The 20458-nt window shown below is 70.0% G+C and carries 15 protein-coding genes and 3 tRNA genes; 3 read left to right on the top strand and 15 right to left on the bottom strand.

The window, feature by feature from the left end; all coding sequences use genetic code 11:
* Positions 1-561: 561 nt before the first annotated feature.
* From ACZ4NB_RS25275 to ACZ4NB_RS25250, 6 genes are all read right to left on the bottom strand, one after another.
* The gene (locus ACZ4NB_RS25275) at positions 562-2004 is read right to left on the bottom strand and encodes a glycosyltransferase family 39 protein (protein WP_467664975.1); all 1443 of its coding nucleotides are present in this window, start codon (positions 2002-2004) and stop codon (positions 562-564) included.
* A 304-nt stretch (positions 2005-2308) separates the two neighbouring features.
* The gene (locus ACZ4NB_RS25270) at positions 2309-2854 is read right to left on the bottom strand and encodes a hypothetical protein (protein WP_467664973.1); all 546 of its coding nucleotides are present in this window, start codon (positions 2852-2854) and stop codon (positions 2309-2311) included.
* 97 nt (positions 2855-2951) lie between these two features.
* Positions 2952-5093, bottom strand: a complete 2142-nt coding sequence (locus ACZ4NB_RS25265; protein ID WP_467664971.1) for a hypothetical protein — start codon at positions 5091-5093, stop codon at positions 2952-2954.
* Positions 5094-5182: 89 nt separating this feature from the next.
* Complete coding sequence (locus tag ACZ4NB_RS25260) at positions 5183-5893, bottom strand: ABC transporter ATP-binding protein (protein WP_467664969.1); 711 nt, start codon at positions 5891-5893, stop codon at positions 5183-5185.
* A 96-nt stretch (positions 5894-5989) separates the two neighbouring features.
* Entirely contained in the window at positions 5990-6370 is a 381-nt protein-coding gene (locus ACZ4NB_RS25255) for a hypothetical protein (protein WP_467664967.1), read from the bottom strand.
* Between the two features lie 704 nt (positions 6371-7074).
* Positions 7075-7506 carry a hypothetical protein gene (locus ACZ4NB_RS25250; protein WP_467664965.1) on the bottom strand — a complete coding sequence of 144 codons (432 nt, stop codon included), beginning with the start codon at positions 7504-7506 and terminating at the stop codon, positions 7075-7077.
* Positions 7507-7871: 365 nt separating this feature from the next.
* Between ACZ4NB_RS25250 and ACZ4NB_RS25245 the strand changes: the two genes are divergently transcribed.
* A complete protein-coding gene (locus tag ACZ4NB_RS25245; protein ID WP_467664963.1) occupies positions 7872-8996 on the top strand; it encodes a tyrosine-type recombinase/integrase in 1125 nt (374 codons plus the stop codon).
* Positions 8997-9118: 122 nt separating this feature from the next.
* Here ACZ4NB_RS25245 and ACZ4NB_RS25240 read toward each other — a convergent pair.
* The 3 genes from ACZ4NB_RS25240 to ACZ4NB_RS25230 form a co-directional block, all read right to left on the bottom strand.
* Positions 9119-9195, bottom strand: a tRNA-Ile gene (locus ACZ4NB_RS25240).
* 181 nt (positions 9196-9376) lie between these two features.
* Positions 9377-9449: transfer RNA gene (locus ACZ4NB_RS25235), tRNA-Asn, on the bottom strand.
* A 5-nt stretch (positions 9450-9454) separates the two neighbouring features.
* Positions 9455-9527 (bottom strand) — tRNA-Asn (locus ACZ4NB_RS25230).
* A 219-nt stretch (positions 9528-9746) separates the two neighbouring features.
* Here ACZ4NB_RS25230 and ACZ4NB_RS25225 point away from each other — a divergent pair.
* Positions 9747-10046 carry a YtxH domain-containing protein gene (locus tag ACZ4NB_RS25225; protein ID WP_467664961.1) on the top strand — a complete coding sequence of 100 codons (300 nt, stop codon included), beginning with the start codon at positions 9747-9749 and terminating at the stop codon, positions 10044-10046.
* Between the two features lie 158 nt (positions 10047-10204).
* Positions 10205-11686, top strand: a complete 1482-nt coding sequence (locus ACZ4NB_RS25220; RefSeq protein ID WP_467664959.1) for an FGGY family carbohydrate kinase — start codon at positions 10205-10207, stop codon at positions 11684-11686.
* 132 nt (positions 11687-11818) lie between these two features.
* Here the strand turns inward: ACZ4NB_RS25220 and ACZ4NB_RS25215 are convergent, their stop codons facing one another.
* From ACZ4NB_RS25215 to ACZ4NB_RS25190, 6 genes are all read right to left on the bottom strand, one after another.
* Positions 11819-13165 (bottom strand): RNA polymerase sigma factor, encoded by a 1347-nt coding sequence (locus tag ACZ4NB_RS25215; RefSeq protein ID WP_467664957.1) that lies wholly within the window; start codon positions 13163-13165, stop codon positions 11819-11821.
* Between the two features lie 392 nt (positions 13166-13557).
* Entirely contained in the window at positions 13558-15477 is a 1920-nt protein-coding gene (gene dnaG, locus ACZ4NB_RS25210) for a DNA primase (protein ID WP_467664955.1), read from the bottom strand.
* 117 nt (positions 15478-15594) lie between these two features.
* Positions 15595-16617: a threo-3-hydroxy-L-aspartate ammonia-lyase gene (locus ACZ4NB_RS25205; protein ID WP_467664953.1), complete on the bottom strand. Its 1023-nt coding sequence runs from the start codon at positions 16615-16617 to the stop codon at positions 15595-15597.
* A gap of 9 nt (positions 16618-16626) precedes the next feature.
* Positions 16627-17892, bottom strand: coding sequence for an NAD(P)/FAD-dependent oxidoreductase (locus tag ACZ4NB_RS25200; RefSeq protein WP_467664951.1), 1266 nt, complete (start codon positions 17890-17892; stop codon positions 16627-16629).
* Positions 17893-18139: 247 nt separating this feature from the next.
* Entirely contained in the window at positions 18140-19477 is a 1338-nt protein-coding gene (locus tag ACZ4NB_RS25195; protein WP_467664949.1) for a deoxyguanosinetriphosphate triphosphohydrolase, read from the bottom strand.
* Positions 19474-20418, bottom strand: a complete 945-nt coding sequence (locus ACZ4NB_RS25190) for a sirohydrochlorin chelatase (protein ID WP_467664947.1) — start codon at positions 20416-20418, stop codon at positions 19474-19476. The genes ACZ4NB_RS25195 and ACZ4NB_RS25190 overlap by 4 nt, the downstream gene beginning before the upstream one ends.
* Between the last annotated feature and the right edge of the window lie 40 nt (positions 20419-20458).

Raw genomic sequence — 20458 nt, 5'->3', positions numbered from 1 at the left:
TCTCAAACCCGCCCGCAGCGGATTCCACTTCCAGCGTGCAGAGGCTCCGCCCCGGTACTCGGGGCGGAGCCTCTGTGGCCGTTGTCGCAGGCCGCGCAGTCACACGGGCATGTTACGGCAGAGGTGTCGGATCGAGATCTGTGGCCCAAGCGAGATGAGCACGTCCACGGGCGTAGAGGCAGGCCGCCGTATGGATCGATGGGGCCGACCGTACGCTCAGCCGGGTGCCGTCCGGGGTGACCGAATCGCTTACCAGTGGGCCGCCAATTCATCGCAGGACAGTGTGGCAGTGAGGACCGGTACCGAAGACCGGCACGTCTCCCCTGACCGTTGCCATGCAGAGCGATCCAGGGCCGTTTCCAGTTCGGGCCGTTTCTCCCAGGCGCATCTAGCTGAGCTGCAGAGGCGAGCCGACGATTCTGGCGCCTCGCTGAAGACCGCCCGCGTCCGGGCGCGTCGGGCTGTATAGCTCGACGGGGCCTGTGCAGTCCCGCTTCGCTCTGGCTTCCTCGCCTGTGACAGGGTGCGGTGGCAGCCTGAACTATGCAGGTCAGTGGCGGGTCAGCGTCGCTCGTACACCGTGACCCTGCGGCCTCGGACTTGCTTGTCTGCCACCGCCGTGAAGTTTTCTTTCAGTACGGACATCTTCGTGTTGTCGCGGTCGGCCGATACCGGTTGCGCCACATTTCCAGCGTCCGTGACGAGCAGAATCCGGTGCTGGGACAGCATCGAAGCTCGAATCCGGGCCGGGTCAGCCTCTACACCCTTAAGCGTTCCGGACTCTTCCGGGCTTGTCGCCAAGGCGATGTCGCGCAGTCCAGTGAAGGCGCGAGGGGAGACCAACTTGGTGTCGCGCCGCGCTGCCGGCACGAAGAGCACTGATGATCCGGGCTGTTTGAATTGCCGCACGTCTTGCGCTATCGCCAGGACGTCATCCACGCGGCTTGCCGGGGAGCGTTTGGCCAGTGACTGCGGCAGTAGCGCCACCACCGCCACAGTGACGGCTACGGGGACGAGCCATGTCGATGCTTTCGGAAACCGCGGTGCGGCTGCGCGAACGGCGGCTCCGAGGCCGGCGCCTATCAGCAGCGCCAAGCCGACCATGCTGAACAGTATGTACCGGTCAAGAAACAGCGGTTGAATCAGGGAAAGACCGATGAGGCCGAGCTGGGGCACCGCCAGTAGCGGTAGTCCGACGGCTGCCGCTGACAGGCGACCTGCTCGCGGCCGATCTGCCAGGGTTCCCAGGCCGCCGATCGCCAGCAGGATCGCTGGGCCGATCATCATGTGCCAGGTCATTGGGGGGATCCAGGACACCTGCCCGGACTGTCCACGGCTGAGCCATATCAGAGGCAGCGCGCCTACCACAGCGGCCGCGGAGACCGCCAGCCAGCGGGCCAAGAGTCTGCGCTGTGGGCGCGTCCAGATGAGCGTAGCCGCGTGCGCGGGCAGGATCAGCAGCGACAGCCAGTTCAGCAGCGCGCACACCAGAACGATGCCGCCATACGCTGCCCAGCGCATCGGCCGGTCGTACCCCTTGAGGATGGTGACCAGCAACAACGTTGAGATCGCGCCTCCGGCGGCGACCAACGCGTACGGGCGGCCTTCTTGGAGATAGAACTGCACCGCTGGGAGCAGGCCGAAAGCCAGGCCTGCTGCAAGGCCCGCCCAGGCCCCGACCAGCCGCTGGCCGAGTACCGCAATGCAAGCCGCCGCCACTGCCGTGGCCAGCACGGAAGGCAGCCGCAGAACCGTCGTACCGGGGCCGAAGGCTGCGAAGAGCTCGTGCATCAGGAAGTAGTAGAGCCCGTGCACAACGTCGACGTTCTCCAGCATGTGCCAGATATCGGCAGTGGAACGCTGGGCGACCTGCCACGTGGCTGCTTCGTCCCGCCACACACTGTGTTGCCGAGACAGACCCCACATGCCAAGGGCCAAGGTCCACAGGACGGAGATGAGCCATACGGGCAGGCGGCGCCGAAGGACGGCTATGTGGGAAGTCATAAAGGTACTCAGGGCTTCTGGGGGGGACGCGGAACGCCGACCGCGTCAGAGGCTTCTTGAAAGGAAGGCGGAGGCCTGGTGGAAGCTGCGTAACCCGGCATATACGGAGGCACGATGCGGCCTGAATCACGATGTCCGGCCCGCTACCCGGCTTGCTCGGGCAGAACGCCATCTGGAACTGCGCTTGCCTTCTACGGCCCACCACGGGAACGCGCCCCAGGGCCGCCCGTCGACATCCGAAAGTGTTGCGCAGTCGTCAGGCCAGCCGCGGCCTACCAGTGGCCGCGGCTCGCGTCGACGGTCTTCAGCAGCGGTGCTGGCCGACGATTTGACGGGTGCGCTCGTCAGCCGGTGCCATCTTCCCCTTCGAGGCGTGATCGAAAAGCAGCGGCGAATCTTCTCCACCGGCCCCGGGGGTGACCCGCAGCTGGTCGGACTTGGGGGTGTTTTCCTGGGAGAAGTGTGCGCGGTCGCTGGCATACGGGGTCTCGGCAAGGCACTGTCCTGCGCCGCCGAAATGCCGCGCGTATGTGCCGTGGGGGTCTGCGTACGCCCAGGCAGACAAAGTGGCCGATGCCACAGCCACGACGATGACAGTGGCCGCGAGGGCGCCCAGCGAGCGGCCCGCAGCGGTGCGGAGTCGACGCTTGACGGACCAGGCGGCAGCGGCAGCGCCGCCGGCAGCCATGCCGGTCATCACGATGCCCAAGGATATGAAACCGCCCAGTGCGCCGGATTCAAGTCGGGCAATTCGCCAGATGAAGACGGCAGCGACGATCATGGCTACTGCTGCGACGCAGCACGTCAATCGCGTCCTGGGAAACGCGCTGGGGCGGTCGGTCGTGTGCATAGCAACACCTTACAGTGATCAGTTTGTCCGAATATGTCGCTAGCAGTTCGATCTGTCGGGAATCTAGCGGTATCCCTGACTGCCGATCACTTGCGATTTATGCCTGCCAGTTGCGCGCCTGTTTTCCGGCAATTCCGGCTGCCCACAACCACATCACGATGGATATGGCGAACACCACGGCAACGGCGGCCGCCATGAGTTCTGTGGGGACGAAGTACGTGATTCCGGGGCGGGAAACTGGTCGCGCGGTCCAAGTGGCAATGATGCCTCCCGCAAGGCCGGCTGCAGTGAGCGGGGCAACGATCGCCCAAGCGGCGCTGCTGCGGAAGACGCGCTGCCCGCCGGTCAAGACCGTCAGAGGCGCCAGCGCCTTTCCCTGGCGCAGGAACTCTGCCTTGCTACTGAAGCCGATGGCGAGCACGAGGATTCCCACTCCTGCCACGCCGAAGAGGCGGACCCACCTGCCCTGGTCCCGGTCAGGAACGGTGTTCGTCAGCCACTCCTCCCCGGGGAAGCGGACCTGAGCACCGCGGGGGAACGCCTTATAGGAGGCTTCCTTGAGAGCGGGAACATCTGGCGCCCTGCCGTCGATTCCAACTACCGACAAGGTGCTGTTCTTGTTGAGCGCGGCTTGCTCGGTGAGTTCGGCATAATCGGCTCTGACCACCTTCAGGTAGGTACCGCCCTCCGTGTTCCAGCGGATCAGCTGCTGCATCCGGCGGTCGAGAACACGGTCGACGCGAGCCTGTGTGCTTGGGCATGGCAGGCTGAGGCTCTTCAGCGCGGGACAGGCCCCGCGCACTGCGATCGGACCGGCACTTCGATTCTCGGGCCAGGTGAGCACGACGGGCACATTGCCCTCAGGCAGGAGTTTGAGGAAGGAGGCGGTGTCGTGCTCAGCGACCGAGCCTTTGGGCCCGATCTCGGCGACGCTGCTGTTCGTGGTGCCCAGCAGCCGCTGCACCTGTGCGGTGTAAGTGCCGAAGATTCCCTGCCAGGCGATGGCCTGCGCGAAAACGATGAGCGCGACGATCACGCCCGTGACTAGCCGGGCCGTGGCGGCCGGGTAGTGGCTGATCCGGCGGCCCGCTACCAGGGTGCCCACCCACCCACGCTGTCGGCCCGTCTGCTCCAGAACCCGTCCGAGCTCGGCGGCGAGCGCCGCAACCGCCGCTGGCAGGGTGAGGACGACGGCGACAAGGCCAATCCAGCTGAGCCACACCCGGTACTGCGTATCTTCGCCGGCGAGTTCCGGGCCCCGGGTGGCGAACAGGATCGCCAGCGGGCACAGCATCGCGATGCGGTGCTGATGGCGTGACCCGTTGGCGCTGCGAGGCCTGGTCCCTTTGGCGCGGCCGGATGTCTGGTCGCTGATGGCGGCCAGGGCCAGCGCCATCGCGATCGCGGCGACAGGGGCCAGAAGGGCGGGCCAGCCGTACTGGTGCAGATCAGCTGATGAGATCAGGTAGCCAACATACGGGACCTTCACGTCGACGAGCATGACCGCGACGAACAGCGGAAGCGAGACGAGGGCTCCGAGCGTCACCGGCCGTACTGCCTCGCCGACGGCGACGAGGGCTCGGTCGCGCCGTCGGCCTCCCAGGGCATCGATCAACGCACCCCTGCGTTCACGGCTATGGGCTCCGGTACGGAGCGCGATGAACAGCAGCACCACACTCGGGGCGAGCAGCAAACCGCCGACGAGGGATTGGAACACCCACTCAGGCTTGTCGTCCTCGCTCGCCGACCCGGGCTGCAAGCCTTCGGCCACCTCGCCTGCCTTCGGGCCGAAACCGACCACCGGCTCGACAGGCGCCTGCGGCTTCAAGCCGCGGGCGGGACGGACGTAGGCGAGCCACTCGCCCGGATCTTCCAGCCCCTCCTGCCTGATGGAGCCCACGAGCTTTCCGTAGCGACTGGCGATCGCCTCATCAGCGCCAGCCTTCAACAAGCCTGGAGAAAGGACCGCTTCGCCCGGCCCCGGCCAACGGTCCACTCCCGGGGGGAGGGGGGAATTCGCTGTACTCGGCGCGATGTGCACAACGCTGAACCGTCGCTGGTCTTTCAGTGCGTCCGTGCCAACCAGCCACAGCGTGGCCTGCTTGGCGTTTGGCTGGTCGGCCTGCCACACCGGGGTCCTGGCCTCGCGCCGCGTCTCCTTGCCGGTGTATGCGGCGTGCACCATCACCATCGTGCCCAGGCACAGCGCAACGGCGAAAGCCGAAAGCATCAGGGCCACGAAACGGGTCCTGGCTGCCTCCGAGCGGCGCCCCGCGGTGCGCCCCATGTTCAGGAGACGACGCGACAGGCTCTCCCGTCTCACTCCACTCACGCTGCCACCGTCTCTTGCGTCCCGGCAGGAACCAGCATGCCGGACTGCAGATGCAAGATCCTGTCCGCTCGCTTTGCGACCCGCATGTCGTGCGTGACGAGCAGCAGCCCGCACCGGTGTCGTCGAGGCAGGTCGAATAGCAGCTCTGCGGTAAGAGCAGACGCATCGGGGTCAAGGGCGCCAGTGGGCTCGTCGGCCAGGATCAGCTCAGGCGAGTTGACCAGTGCACGTGCCACGGCGGCACGCTGATGCTCTCCGCCGGAGAGCTCCTCGGCCGTCGCAGCCCGAGGCACGCCCAGCTCATCGAGGAGTGTCTGGGCCCGTCGGTAGCTGCCCGCGCGGTCAGAGCCCGACAGCAGCGCAGCGAGTGCGACGTTGTCCAGCGGGCTGAGTTCCGGCAGAAGTTCTCCGAACTGGAAGACCGCACCAATGGTTTCGCTGCGCAGCCTTGCAAGATGCGCGCGCCGTAGCTTGGTCACTTCCGCATCGGCCACACGGATACTGCCGCTGTTCGGCTTGATCAGACCGAGGATCGACGACAGCAACGTGCTCTTGCCTGAGCCACTTGGGCCCGTGATCGCTACTGACTCGCCGGTGTCGACGTGGAGTTCCAGGCCTTTGAACAGTGTCCGGTCGCGGACTGTGTAGTGCAGGTCTTGGATCTTCAGTACGGGTGCGGGCGCGGGCCCGGTGTCTGACTTGCTCACGTGTTGTGCCCTTGGGTTGCTCTTGCCGAGTTCACCGCGATGCTGCGGTGGCCCTGCGGGGCAGAGGCAGTGGCCTCTGCCCCGCAGGGCTTGGCTTCAGCGGCCGTCGCCGGGACGGTCATCCGGTCCGCACGGGTCCGGGACGGCGTTCTGCTGGTAGCAGGCGGTGACCTTCACGACGTAGTTAGACGCGGAAGAGTCGCTGTACGTCGTCCTGCCGACCTTGTCGCCCGTGTTCCACAGACGCAGACCCTTGGTCTTCAGACGGTCGAACTCCGCATAAACATCAGCCTTGTCCTCCCTCTTGTCCGTCACGGAGACGTTCTTGTTGCCGTTGCTCTTCAGGCTGGCGGCGTATGCGATCATCGCGCCGTCATTCGCTTCGCCTTCCCTCAGCGCCGACGTCACGTCTTCGCCAGCGTCGGCAAAGGCAGGAGAGGAACCGGCGAGCGCCACGCCGACGGCGATGGCTGCCACGATCTTTCCAGCCCTTTTGGATACCTGCATGTTGTCTCCCGTTTCTGCTTTTGTGGTCGACGACTGCGCGAGGGCAGCCGTCAGGCATCGCAACGAACAACCCTCGGATTAGGCGCCCATGAGCGTGGGCAGCACAAAATAGACCCCCCGTTAGAAAAATTCCCATGCGCGCAAGGAGTGGTCGGTTCCTCGCGATTGATGCCTGAGCCTAGGTCAGATCCCTGAGTCGGTAAAACGGAACTGCGAGTAAGTCGGCGCGTTTACGCTCGCGTTCGGTAACACTGGCGAAGCAACTCACATCGGACAAAAGTTCCGAGCGCGACAGCGGGAAACCACAGTTCCGTGAACGCGTGAACACGGTAGGTATTGGCGCTTCGGCGGAAGTGACTTAGGCCACAGTCTTTGTTGCGATTACAACCATCCCCTCGCACCATGAGTCGCCGCGTCCCCCTACATGCCTCAACTCGCCTTATGCGCACGATACTTGTCAAGGTGGTCTGGACATTCGGCCTGCGCCGCTTTCGCGCACCTCACTCGTGAGCTCACACCTTCACGCTTCAACTTCTCATGCGAGATGGCGGGTGTATTCGCCACATGAAGGCCGAAAAACACGCCTCAGCCCCGCCGCAGCGAGATGGCCGCGCTGCTCATGGCGCTCCGGATGGGGCGCGGCGTGGCCGCGCCCCTAGGCCGAGTTGTACCGGCTAGGTGGCGCTGGCCTTCGAGCGGCGCTTGGGCGTGCGCTTGAGAGGTGCCGGTTCGTGGCGGGCTGCGGGCAGTTCGCTGGCTTGGTCGCTGACCTCCTCGGCGGTGGCCAGCTCCGGAGCTGGTGCAGGCGCGACATCTACGTCGCTGCGGACCACCTCAGATTCGGCCTCCTCGGTTGGGGCCGCGGCCCCATCTGCGCCGGCCTCGCCTGCGGCGCCTTCGGGCTGCACCCCTTCCTCAAGCCGCGGCTTGGCTTCGGGCTCCGGTTCCGGCTCGGCCTCGGCGGGGCCCAGGGGGGCGCCACTCTCGGCAGCGGCGACGACGGCCAGTGCGTTGTCGAAGAGGTCGATCCACGGCCGGTGGCCGACGTAGCGAGGCTTGTACTCGAAGGCCGGAAGGAGGTGGTCTTCGAGGGTGCGCAGGATCACGACGGCGGGGTCTTCCTCTTCGTCGGCGACGAGGGTGGTCGCCTTGTTGTAGCGGTGCCCTTCAGGGAGGCGCGCGGCGATGTGCGCCTCGTGAGCGGCAAGTTCGGCGGGGGTGGCGTCGTCCGGCAGCCTGGGCGCGGCGTTCCCGGTGATCCAGAGCTGCCGAGGTCTACCGCGACGTCATCGGCGGCACGGACGTACTCAGCAACGCCACTGTCGGCGAAGATCTGCGGCACTGGCTCAAGCGGAAGCGGAGCCTGGCCCGCACGACGCTCCACGGCTACGAGGAACACGTCGACCTCTACCTCGAACCCCGCCTCGGGCACATCAAGCGGCGCGATCTCAAGCTGCGCCATATCGAAGCCATGTACGACGCGATCGAGCGCGAGAACGCCGAGCGGCTGATCCACCACGCCAAGGTGGTGGAGTTGCAGGAAGCCCGCGACGCCGCTCACACGGCATGGGTGCGTGCCGCGGGGAAGAAGGAAGAACGCCGCGTTACACGTCGGGCCTACCTAGACGCCAACGCCGCACTGCGCGAGGGCCGCAAGGGCAAGCGGAAGATCACCAGCGCCGCGACGATGCATCGCATCAACGCCACCCTCAGCTCGTTTCTGGGGAGCGGCATCAAGCGGGGCGAGTACGCGACCAACTGGGCCGCGCTCGTCGAGCTGCCAGCGGCCAAGCGGCCCAAGGCGCTGGTATGGACACCAGAGCGAGTCGCAGAGTGGAAGCGCACGGGTAAGAAGCCCAGCCCGGTGATGGTCTGGACTCCCGAGCAGACCGGCGAGTTCCTGGACTACATCTGCGACGACCGGCTGTGCGGCATGTGGCACGGATTCATCTTTCGTGGACCTCGGCGCGGCGAGATGTGTGCTCTGCCTTGGACGGAGGTCAGCCTGTCCAACTCATGGTTCCGCATCTCTGCCCAGATCGTCGAGATCGCCTACCGGCAGTACGACGAAGCGCCGAAGCAGGACAGCGTGCGCACCGTCACGCTCGACTCCCAAACGTGCCGGCTGTGGGGTGCGTGGCGTGGAACTCAGGAAAGGGAGCGTCAGCAGTGGTCAGGCGAAAAGGCGTGGGTTGAGAGCAACCGCGTCTGGACTCACGAGAACGGCGAGCCCCTGCATCCCGACTGGATCAGTCGTCGGTTCAATCGGCTCGTCGAGCTGTCCGGCCTCCCTCCGATCCGCCTGCACGACACACGGCACCTGTCCGCAACACTGGCACTGCTAGGCAAAGCAGATATCAAGGTCGTCCAGGAGCGGCTGGGGCACAGCTCGCGCCAGATCACCTCGGATACGTATACGAGTGTGCTTCCTCAGCTCATGAGCGCCGAGGCGGAGTCCACAGTCTCGATAGTGCCTCGGTCGCGGAAGGAGGATCCCGCGCACTCACAGAGCGAGCACTCCCAGCCGGAGGGCGAGGAAGAGGCGCCGGGGACGGACGACGGTGAGCCGGACGAGGGATTGTGTCCCGCCGCGTGACCTGCGTCCTCAATTTGTCCTCACGATCATGAAACCATGATCGGGGCGGGCCGCCAGGAGCCTGCGCGGTCGGCCCTGACCAGCTGGAGAGCTGGTCAGAGCGTTCCGCTACTGCTGTGCAGTGGTGGGGCGGGTGGGACTCGAACCCACGGCCGACGGATTATGAGTCCGCTGCTCTAACCGGCTGAGCTACCGCCCCCTCCACGGCGCGTCGCGCACATTTGTGCGCGCCGTCTGCCGCAGCATAGCCGCTCATACGATCTGCTGCCCGTGAGGGCTGCCGTCGCGCGACATCGGACGCCCAAGAGGACTTCGATCACCCGGGGTTCGGTTCCACGGCACAAGAAAAAGGACCCCTCGCGGGGTCCTCGTTCTCTCTGCTCCCCCGACTGGACTCGAACCAGTAACCCTCCGGTTAACAGCCGAATGCTCTGCCAATTGAGCTACAGGGGACCGAGCTCCCCCGACTGGACTCGAACCAGTAACCTGCCGGTTAACAGCCGGCTGCTCTGCCAATTGAGCTACAGGGGATTGCTCTGTGTGCCTCGAATGCACCGCTGTCCGGGCCTCCGGACGGCGCGCGCTCGCTGCGACACATACATTAGCGCAAGCAGGGGGGTGCTCCGCCAATCGGTATCGCCTCAGGTCACCTCGGGTGATCTCCGGCCCCGGAGGGTAGGGGCGCGGCACAGCCCGGCGTGCCGGTGCGTGGTGGCACCGGACGGGTCCGACACAGGGAAAGGTGGAGCGATGCGCTACCGGCTCACGTTCATCGCGGGACTGGCCACGGGGTACGTGCTCGGCGCACGAGCCGGCCGCGAGCGGTACGAGCAGCTCCGCAAGGCCGCCCAGCGGGTCGCGCAGAACCCGGCGGTCCGCAACAGTGCCGAGTCCGTGGCCCTGACCGGGCGCGATGCGGCGACGAAGGCGTTCGGGACGGTCTCCGCCAAGGTCGGGGACCGGCTGCCCGGGGCCGTCACCGACCGGGTCCGCTCGCTGCGGGAGCAGCGCGCCGCCGACGAGGACGACTGGGGAACCAGCAACACCTGAGCCGAACGGCCCAGGGCGTGAGGGGGACGACGGGGGACGGCCTGAGGGAATCCCCGGGCGGCGGAGCAGGGGGGATGCCGGAAAGGAGCCCGAGGCCGGTCCTCCCGGGCAAACCCTGACTCTCTCCTTATGCGTCCCATGAGGCATCATCTGGGGCCATGGGGATAGTCGCCGGATTGGACAGTTCGTCCGAGAGCACACGCATCGTCGTCTGCGATGCGGACACGGGTGCCGTCATCAGACGGGGGTATGCCCCGCACCCCGTCGAAAAGGGGCCCGAGGTCGATCCGCAGGCGTGGCTGATGTCACTCGGCGAGGCGGCCGGCAACGGGCTGCTCGAAGGCGTGCAGGCCATCGGCGTCTCGGCGCAGCAGCACGCCCTGCTGGCGCTGGACGCCGACGGCAACCTCGTACGGCCGGCGCTGCTGGGCAATGACAAGCGGGCGCAGAGCGCGGCCGCGGATCTGGTCGACTCGCTGGGCGGTCGTGCCGCCTGGGCGCACGCCGTCGGGGCGGTGCCGCAGGCCGCGCACCTGGTGACCAAGCTGCGCTGGCTGGCGCGTACGGAGCCGCAGAATGCGGCCCGGATCACGGAGGTCATGCAGCCGCACGACTGGCTGGCCTGGCAGCTGCTGGGGCGGCCCGCGCGGCGTACGACGGACCGGGGCGGGGCCTCGGCGACCGGCTTCTGGTCGGCGGCGAGCGCGTCGTACCGGCCGGATCTGGTGGAGCTGGCGCTCGGACACCAGGTGCGGCTGCCGGAGGTGCTGGGCCCGTCCGGGACCGCCGGCTTCACCCCGGAAGGGCTGCTGATCTCCGCCGGTACGGGCGAGACGATGGCGGCGGCTTTCGGGCTCGGCGTCGGGGAGGGCGACGCCGTGGTGTCGCTGGGCGCCTCGGGGTCGGTGTTCGCGATCCACCATGAGGCGCTGGCCGACCCCAGCGGCACGATCACCTCGTTCGCCGACGCCACCGGGCGGCATCTGCCGGTGGTGCACACCAGCAACGCGGTACGGGTGCTGCGCGGCGCCGCGGAGATGCTGGGCACGGACCTGGAAGGGCTGTCCGATCTGGCGCTGAAGTCGTCGCCCGGCGCGTACGGCATGGTGCTGCTGCCCTATCTGGAGGGCGAGCGGACGCCTCATCTGCCGCATACCGCCGGGTCGTTGCACGGGATGCGGCGCGAGAGCATGAAGCCGGAGCATCTGGCGCGGGCGGCCGTGGAGGGCATGCTCTGCGGCCTCGCCGACGCGCTGGATGTGCTGCGCGGGCGGGGCGTGGCGGTGCGCCGGGTGTTCCTGCTGGGCGCGGCGGCGGAGCTGGGCGCGGTGCAGGCGATCGCGCCAGGGCTGTTCGGGGTGCAGGTCGTGGTGCCGCAGCCGGCGGAGTACGCGGCGCTGGGCGCGGCGCGGCAGGCGGCCTGGGCATGGGGCGTGGCGCACGGCACGCTCGCGCCGGCCGCCGGAGCGCAGGCCCATCCGGGCGGCGGGGCCGCCTGGGTCGATCCGCCGCAGTGGCCGGCCGCCGCGAGCCAGATCTTCGATCCGGGCGAGGAGCTTCCGGTCGGGCAGGCCGTACGCCAGCAGTACGCGGCGGTGCGCGACGAGGCCCACCCGGGGGCGTTCCAGCGGGAGGCGTGACGTAGCGGGGCGGGGCGCAGTGGTGCGACGCGTCGTGGGGTCGTCCGGGGTCCGGCGGGGCGTGCGGTGCGTGCCGGGGGCGTGGAGGTGCGTACCGGGGCGGCGCTCTGGCGGCCGTGCCTAGGGGTGCGCTCAGTCGAGATAGCCGCGGAGCTGGTCGGCGAAGGCGTGGTCGCGGAGCTTGTTGAGGGTCTTGGACTCGATCTGCCGTATCCGTTCGCGGGTGACCCCGAAGATCCGGCCGATCTCCTCCAGCGTGCGGGGGCGGCCGTCGGCCAGACCGTAGCGGAGCTGGACGACCTTGCGTTCGCGTTCGCCGAGCGTGGACAGGACCGCGTCGAGGTGCTCGCGCAGCAGCAGGAACGCGGCGGATTCGACGGGTGAGGCGGCGTCGCCGTCCTCGATGAGGTCGCCGAGGGCGACGTCCTCCTCCTCGCCGACCGGAGCGTGCAGCGAGACCGGTTCCTGCGCCAGGCGCAGCACCTCGCTGACGCGCTCCTCGGTCAGGTCGAGGTGGGTGGCGACCTCCTCGGGCGTCGGTTCGTAGCCGCGCTCCTGGAGCATCCGGCGCTGGACACGCACCACCCGGTTGATCAACTCGACGACATGGACCGGGACGCGGATGGTCCTGGCCTGGTCGGCGAGGGCGCGGGACATCGCCTGGCGGATCCACCACGTGGCGTAGGTGGAGAACTTGTAGCCGCGGGCGTAGTCGAACTTCTCGACGGCGCGGATCAGTCCGAGGTTTCCCTCCTGGACGAGGTCGAGCATGGTCAGTCCGCGGCCGACGTAGCGCTTGGCGACGGAGACCACCAGGCGGAGGTTGGCCTCGATCAGGCGGCGTTTGGCCATCCGGCCCAGGACCACCAACTTGTCGAGGTCGTAGGCGAGTTGGGACGACAGGTCCGGGGTGTTGGTGAGCTTCTCCTCGGCGAAGAGACCGGCCTCCACCCGGCGGGCGAGCTCGACCTCCTCGGCGGCGGTGAGCAGCGGGATCCGGCCGATCTCGCGGAGGTACTGGCGGAAGAGGTCGGAGGACGGGCCGGCGGTGGTGTCGGGGCGGGGCGAGGGTGCCGGCTCCCGTTCGAGTGCCGGTTCCGCTTCCGATTCCGGTTCCCGTTCCGCTTCCGGCTCCGGTGCGGGTCCCGGTCCCGGTTCCGGGGCGATCTCCCCGAGGTACATCTCGGCGGCGGGGGGCTCGGCCTGCTGCGGCACGGCGACCGGTTCCGGGGCCGGCTCCCGCTGCGGCTCGGCGGCCGGGGCCGCGGCCGGCTCCGTGGCCGGGGCCGCGGCGGTCGGCGCATCGGCGAGGGTCTGGGTCTGCACGGGGGCGACCTCCAGGGTGATCGCTGCTGAGGCGGCAGAAAGATCGGGAACGGTAGCGGCCGAGCCGCCTCCCGTCCCGTACGTCGAGAGTGGTTCCGCGGGGGACTCCGGTGGCGTACGACCGGACCCGCCGCGCTCCGAGGACTCAAGCACCGCTTCTCAGTGTGGAGTACGACACACTCCCGCCACGAGGGGCGTGCGACCACTTTTTGAGTCCGATCCGTGACCGGACGGCTACTGCGGGGTGTTCCCGGAGGGGCCGGGGGTGGGGTCGGGGCGGAGTCAGGGTGGGACAGAGCCGGGCCCGGGGTGCGGCACGGGCGGGCCGGGGGTGCGGCAGGCTCTGCCCGGGGTGGGGCCGAGGGGCGCTCGGGGGTGGGCACTAGGGGGCGTGCGAACACATTCCGTAGGGGATGCGAGGGCCCCCTGTGGGGCCACAACGGGCGGGGGCCGGGGCGGTATTCCCGGGTGACGGGCGCTGTTGGCCGCCTGCGGAGCGCCGCCGCGCGCACCGCCCGCACCGTCGGCTAGAGCCGCACCGTCGGCTAGAGCGCCGCGTACCCCCGCTCGCGGAGGGACTGGCCGTACTGCTGGAGGACCCAGAGTTCGTTCTGGACGGCGGCCAGGTGCTCGGGGTCGGCGCGGGGGCCGAGGCGCTGGAGGGTGCCGCGGATCTCCGTGACGCGCTGGTTGACGGCGGCCAGGCGGACCGCGACCAACTGGACGCCGGCATACGCCTCGTCGGGATCGCGGCGGGTGTGCAGCGGCTCGACGGCGAGTTCGGTGATCATGGCGCGGACCGTGTCGTCGGGGGCGACCTCGCGCACCCGGGGGACGTACCCGCTGTCGGCGGCGCCGGCCGTCGCCCCGCCGGCGTCCTCGATGCACTGGCGGACCACGGCGTACGGCGGCGCGGTGAACTCGTCGGCCCCGTAGGCGTCGAAGGCCGGGGAGACCAGGTCGGGGCGCTGGAGGGCGAGCTTGAGCAGTTCGCGCTCGACGCGGTGGGCGGGGCTGCGGAGGTTGAGCGCCGGGCCGCGCGGGCCGGCCGCGGGGGCGGGCTGCTCGGGCCCGGGGCCGGGGCCGCGGCGCTGCTGACGGCCCTGGTCGGGGCCGGCGCCGTCGCGGCCGCGCTCGCGGGCCCAGCGGGCGAGCTGGCTGACCCGGCGGACGACGAACTGGGTGTCCAGGATGCCGAGCATGCCGGCGAGCTGGACGGCGGATTCGTGCTGGATGGAGCTGTTCTTGATGTGGGCGACGATCGGCGCGGCCTCGTCGAGGGCGGCGGCGCGGCCGACCGTGGTGTCGAGGTTGTGGCGCGAGACGACATGGCGCAGGGCGAACTCGAAGAGCGGGGTGCGGGACTCGACGAGGTCGGCGACGGCCGCATCGCCCTTGGCGAGCCGCAGGTCGCAGGGGTCCATACCGCCGGGGGTGATGGCGATGGAGGTCTCGGCGGCGAACTTCTGGTCGTCCTCGAAGGCGCGCAGGGCGGCCTTCTGACCTGCGGCGTCGCCGTCGAAGGTGAAGACGACCTCGGAGCCGGAGTTGTCCATCAGCAGCCGGCGGAGGATCTTGATGTGGCCCTCGCCGAAGGACGTGCCGCAGGTGGCGATGGCGGTGGTGATGCCGGCCAGGTGGCAGGCCATGACGTCGGTGTAGCCCTCGACCACGACCGCGCGGTTGGTCTTGGCGATCTCCTTCTTGGCGAGGTCGATGCCGTAGAGGACCTGGGACTTGCGGTAGAGGGGGGTCTCGGGGGTGTTGAGGTACTTGGGGCCGTTGTCGTCGTCGCGGAGCTTGCGGGCGCCGAAGCCGACGACCTCGCCGGAGATATCGCGGATCGGCCACATCAGACGGCCGCGGAAGCGGTCGATGGGGCCGCGGCGGCCCTCCTGGGAGAGGCCGGAGAGGACCAGTTCCTGGTCGCTGAAGCGGCGGCCGCGCAGGAAGCGGGTGAGGTGGTCCCAGCCGGCCGGGCTGTAGCCGACGCCGAAGTGCTGGGCGGCGGCCTGGTCGAAGCCGCGCTCGGCGAGGAACTTCCGGGCGATCTCCGCCTCGGGGCCGTCCAGCTGCTCGACGTAGAACTGCGCGGCGGCCTTGTGGGCCTCCACCAGGCGGGTGCGCTCGCCCTGCTGGCGGCCGGGGGTGTAGCCGCCCTCCTCGTAGCGCAGGGTGATGCCGGCCTGGGAGGCGAGGCGCTCGATGGTCTCGGCGAAGGAGAGATGGTCGATCTTCATGATGAAGTCGACGGTGTCGCCGCCCTCCTGGCAGCCGAAGCAGTGGTAGAGGCCCTTGGCGGGGCTGACGTGGAAGGACGGGGACTTCTCGTCGTGGAAGGGGCACAGGCCCTTGAGATTGCCGCCGCCGGCGTTGCGGAGCTGGAGGTACTCGGATACGACGGCGTCGATCGGGACCGCGTCCCGTACCGCCTTCACATCGTCATCGTTGATCCTGCCTGCCACGCGTGAATTCTACGGCCGGGGTCGGACAGTCCCGCCCGCAGGCCGCTGCCGGGCGCCCCGGGCGGCGCGGCGCCGGCACGTCCTCGGCGCCGCACGCCCCGGCAGCGCCACGCACCCTCACCCCAGTAGCTCCACGAAGCGGGAAAGGCCGATGTTGCCGCCGGAGACGATCACGCCGATCCGCGGGGGCAGGGGGTCGATGCGGCCGGCCAGCAGGGCGGCCAGGCCGCTGGCGCCGCTGGGCTCGGTGACGATCTTGAGCCGTTCGAAGGCGAACGCCATGGCGCCGCGGATCTCGTCGTCGTCGACCAGCACGACCGAGTCGACGAGCCGCCGGTTGACGGCGAAGGTCAGGGCGCCGGGGCTCTCCACGGCCTGGCCGTCGGCGATGGTGCGGGGCACGGGGATGGTGACCAGGTGGCCGGCGGCCAGGGAGCGGCGGGTGTCGTCACCGGTCTCCGGCTCGACGCCGATCAGGCGGATGCCGGGGGCCAGGGCGGTGGCGGCCAGGGCCGAGCCGGCCATCAGCCCGCCGCCGCCCACGGGAGCCAGCAGCGCGTCCAGCGGGCCGGTCTCCTCGATCAGCTCCAGGGCGGCGGTGCCCTGGCCGGCGATGACGTGCGGATGGTCGTACGGCGGGATGAGGGCCAGGCCGCGCTCCTCGGCGAGCCGGCGGCTGAGGGCGGCGCGGTCGCCCGTGTAGCGGTCGTAGCGGACGATCTCGGCGCCGTATCCGGCGGTCGCCTCGGCCTTGGACCGCGGGGTGTCCTCGGGCATCACGATGACGGCGCGGCTGCCGAGTTCCCGGGCGGCGAGGGCGACGGCCTGGGCGTGGTTGCCGGAGGAGTGGGCGACGACTCCACGGGCCAGCTGCTCGGGTGTCAGCCGGGAGACGGCGTTGTAGGCGCCGCGGAACTTGAAGGCGCCGACGCGCTGGAAGTTCTCGCACTTGAGGTGGATCTCGGCGCCGACCAGCGCGTCGAGGGTGCGTGAGCGGAGTACGGGCGTGCGGTGTGCCACGCCCGCCAGCCGCCGGGCGGCGTCCTTGACGTCGTCGAAGGTGACGACGTCCGGGGCGGCGCCTCCGAGGCGGCCGGCGTGGTCGGCGGGACCCGCGGGACCGGTGGGGCTCTGCGTCATGAACGCACGCTACGGGAGCAGCGACTCCAGCGGAACCTCCGGATCGGCCAGCGCGCCGGGCTCCAACGGGGCACCGGAGCGGATCAGTTGCTGGACGGTCTCGGCGACGTCCCAGACGTTGACGTTCATCCCGGCGAGCAGCCGGCCGTCCGCGCCGAGCCAGAAGGCGATGAACTCCCGTTTGCCGACGTCGCCGCGGCAGACCACCTGGGTGTACGAGCCGGGCGGGGCGTAGCCGGAGTACTCCATGCCGAGGTCGTACTGGTCGGAGAAGAAGTACGGGATGCGGTCGTAGGCGGTGTCCTGGCCGAGCATGGCGCGGGCGGCGGCCGGGCCGCCGTTGAGGGCGTTGGCCCAGTGCTCGACGCGCAGACGGGTGTCCAGGAGGGGGTGGTCGGCGGCGGCCACGTCGCCGGCCGCGTAGATGTACGGGTCGGAGGTGCGCAGCGAGGAGTCCACCGCGATGCCGCCGCCGGCGCCGCGGTCGACCAGGTCCAGACCGGCCTGTTCGGCGAGGGCGGTGCGCGGGGCGGCCCCGATCGCGGCGAGCACGTCGTGGGCGGGGTGCTCCTCGCCGTCGTCGGTGCGCACCGCGAGCACCATGCCGTCCTGGCCGACGATCTCGGTGAGGCGGGCGCCGAAGTGGAAGCGGACGCCGTGTTCGCGGTGCAGGTCGGCGAAGAGGCCGCCGAGTTCGGGGCCGAGGACGCCGTGCAGCGGGGTGGGGGCGGGTTCGATGACGGTGACCTCGGCGCCGTAGGTGCGCGCGGCGGCGGCGACCTCAAGGCCGATCCAGCCCGCGCCGGCGATGACGAGCTGCCCGTTGTCGCGGCCGAGGGAGGCCAGCACGCCGCGCAGCCGTTCGGCGTGCGCGAGGCGGCGCAGATGGTGCACGCCGGCCAGGCCGGTCCCGGGGATGTCCAGGCGGCGCGGCTCGGCGCCGGTGGCCAGCAGCAGCTTGTCGTAGGCGATCAGGGTGCCGTCCCCGAGGCGCACGGTCTTGGCCGCGGGGTCCAGGTGGACGGCGGGCTGGCCCAGATGGAGCTCGATGTGCGCCTTGGCGTACCAGGCGGGCTCATGGACGAAGACGCTGTCGCGTTCCTCCTTGCCGAGCAGGTACCCCTTGGACAGCGGGGGCCGCTCGTAGGGGTGGTCGCGCTCGTCGCAGATGAGGATCACCCGGCCGGTGAAGCCTTCCGAGCGGAGCGTCTCCGCGGCCTTCGCTCCGGCCAGGCCACCCCCGACGATGACGAACGTCTGGTGTGCGTCGACCACTTGCTTCCTCCTCGTTGCGGTGCCGTACGTCCGCGTCCGCGTCCGTAAACGCCCCCGATGTACCCCGGTCTGCTTCCCCCCGTAGATGCCGGTCTGCTTCCCCCGTAGATGTGTGTGTGGTTGTCGGGGTTCCCGTTCGTTCGGTCCTGTCGGGGTTCCCCGTTCGAAAGCGATCGACTTCGAGAACGGTCGGCTTCGAGCGTCCCGCACGGAGCGTGAGGGGGGAAGAGGGGCTTCCCCCCTAGGGTCACCCCCGGTTGTCCCCTACGTAACCAGGGCGTCGGGTGAGACGGCCGTGCAGCGAACGGGCCGAAGTGTCCGTCAAGGAGGCGATCTGGTCGATGACGGCGCGCATCCGGGCGGTGTCGTCCGGGGCCGTGTCGAAGAGCGAACGGAACTGCGGATCAAGGCCGTCCGGGGCACGGGCGAGCAATGCCTCGGCCAGTTCGGCGATCACCACGCGCTGGTCGGCCCGCAGCGCCTCCTGGTCGGGGCGCTGCATGACGTACCGGTCGGCGACGGCTTTCAAAACGGCGCATTCCAGCCGCGTTTCGGCCGGAACCACCAGCTCGGCCCCGTAGCGGGTGAGCCGCCCGCTCCCCCACTGCGCCCGGGTCGCGCCCTCGGCCGCCAGGCAGAAGCGGCCGATGAGCTGGCTGGTGGCGTCCTTGAGGCGGGCCTGGGCGAGCGCCGAGCCGTCGTAGCCGTGCGGCCACCACTCCTGCTCCAGGAGGCGGTCCAGCGCCGCGGCCAGCTCCTCGGGGCCGGCGCCGGGCGCATAGCGCTCACCGGCGACCACGAAGATCTCGGCGCGCTCGGCGTCGGCGAGCAGCACGTTGGGGTCGAGATGCCCGGCGTGCAGCCCGTCCTCGACGTCGTGCACCGAGTACGCCACATCGTCGGACCAGTCCATGACCTGCGCCTCGAAGCTCTGCGCCCCGTCGGGCGCGCCCTGCCGGAACCACGCGAACACCGGCAGGTCGTCCGCGTAGACCCCGAACTTCGCCGAGGCGGGGTCGGCGGGGTGCCCGCCGCGCGGCCAGGGGTACTTGGTGGCGGCGTCGAGGGCGGCGCGGGAGAGGTTCAGTCCGACGCTGAGCGCCCGGCCGTCCGGGTCGGGCACGAACCGCTTGGGCTCCAGACGGGCCAGCAGCCGCAGCGACTGGGCGTTGCCCTCGAAACCGCCGCAGGGCACGGCGACTTCGTTGAGGATCTGCTCACCGTTGTGCCCGAAGGGCGGGTGGCCGAGATCGTGCGCCAGACAGGCGGTCTCGACCAGATCGGGGTCGCAGCCGAGGGCGGCGCCGAGTTCCCGGCCGACCTGGGCGCACTCCAGGGAGTGGGTCAGCCGGGTGCGCGGGGTGGCGTCCCAGGCGTGGGTGTGCGCGCCCGGGGTGACGACCTGGGTCTTGCCGGCGAGCCTGCGCAGCGCGGCGGAGTGCAGCACCCGGGCGCGGTCGCGCTGGAAGGCGGTGCGCCCCGGCCGCTTGTCGGGTTCGGGGACCCAGCGCTCGGTGTCGGCCGGGGTGTAGCCGGGGATGGTCGGTCGTGCGCCCGGTGGTGTCCCGGGTGGAGTGCCCGTCATACAGCGACGGTAGCCACCCTGGGGCTCTCGGGGCCGGATCCGGTACGCGCCAGGAGCGCCTGGTCGTAGCGGTGCAGCACCAGACGGGCCAATGCGGGGTGATCGGCCAGGGGCGCGGCGGCGATCCCCGGGGCGGCCGCCGCGCACTGGGTGGCGAAGCGGCCGGGCGCGGTGAAGCAGCCGGCGACGGCGATCCGGTCGTGGCCGCGGGCGGTCAGCTCCCGGACGGCCTCGGCGACGGTGGGAGCGGCGGCAATCTGAGAGGGGCGGCGCGAAGCGTCTCGTGCCGGGGTGGTGGCGGGCGACGGGTGGGCGTAGGCGGGGAGGACGGGGAGGCCGCCGAGCCGGTCGGAGAGCAGCCGCGCGATGTGCTCGGTGTCCTGGGTGGAGCGCGCCGCCCGGGAGCCGGCGGCGGCCAGGACCACGGCCGTGCTCCCCCGTCCGGCGGCGAATCCGGCCTCCAGCAGGCGTCCGTGCAGCGCCTCGGCGAGGAGCGGGTGCGGGCCGAGCGGCTCGGCGATCCGGCCCGTCAGATGGGGCGCGGCCGCCAGCGCGGCGGGCAGATCATGGGTGACGTGATAGCCGCGGCCGAAGAGCAGCGGTACGAGGACGGCCTCGCCGGGCAGCTCGGCGAGGGTGTCGGCGAGCAGCGGCCGGTCGAGCTCGATGTTGCCGAGCCGTACAGGCAGGCCGGGGCGGAGCGCGCGGACCCGGTCGAGCAGCGCCCGGACGGCGGGCAGCGCGCGGGGGTCGCGGCTGCCGTGGGCCACCGCGACGAGGGTCGGCGCGGCCGCCCCCGGGTGGCGGCGGCCGCGCAGCCGGACACCGCACAGCCGGGCGCTGAGCTGGGCGGTGATCTCGGCGGCCAGCTCACCCGCGCCGAGCGGCGGGGCCGCCATGAGAGGCCGTTGAAAGGGCGAATGCGGTATCGGCGCCGTCATGGCCCGAGCGTGGCAGCCGGTCGTTGCGGTGCTGTTTCCC

This window comes from Streptomyces sp. NPDC026575, from assembly GCF_055567415.1.
This window is presented reverse-complemented; position numbering and strand designations above follow the sequence as displayed.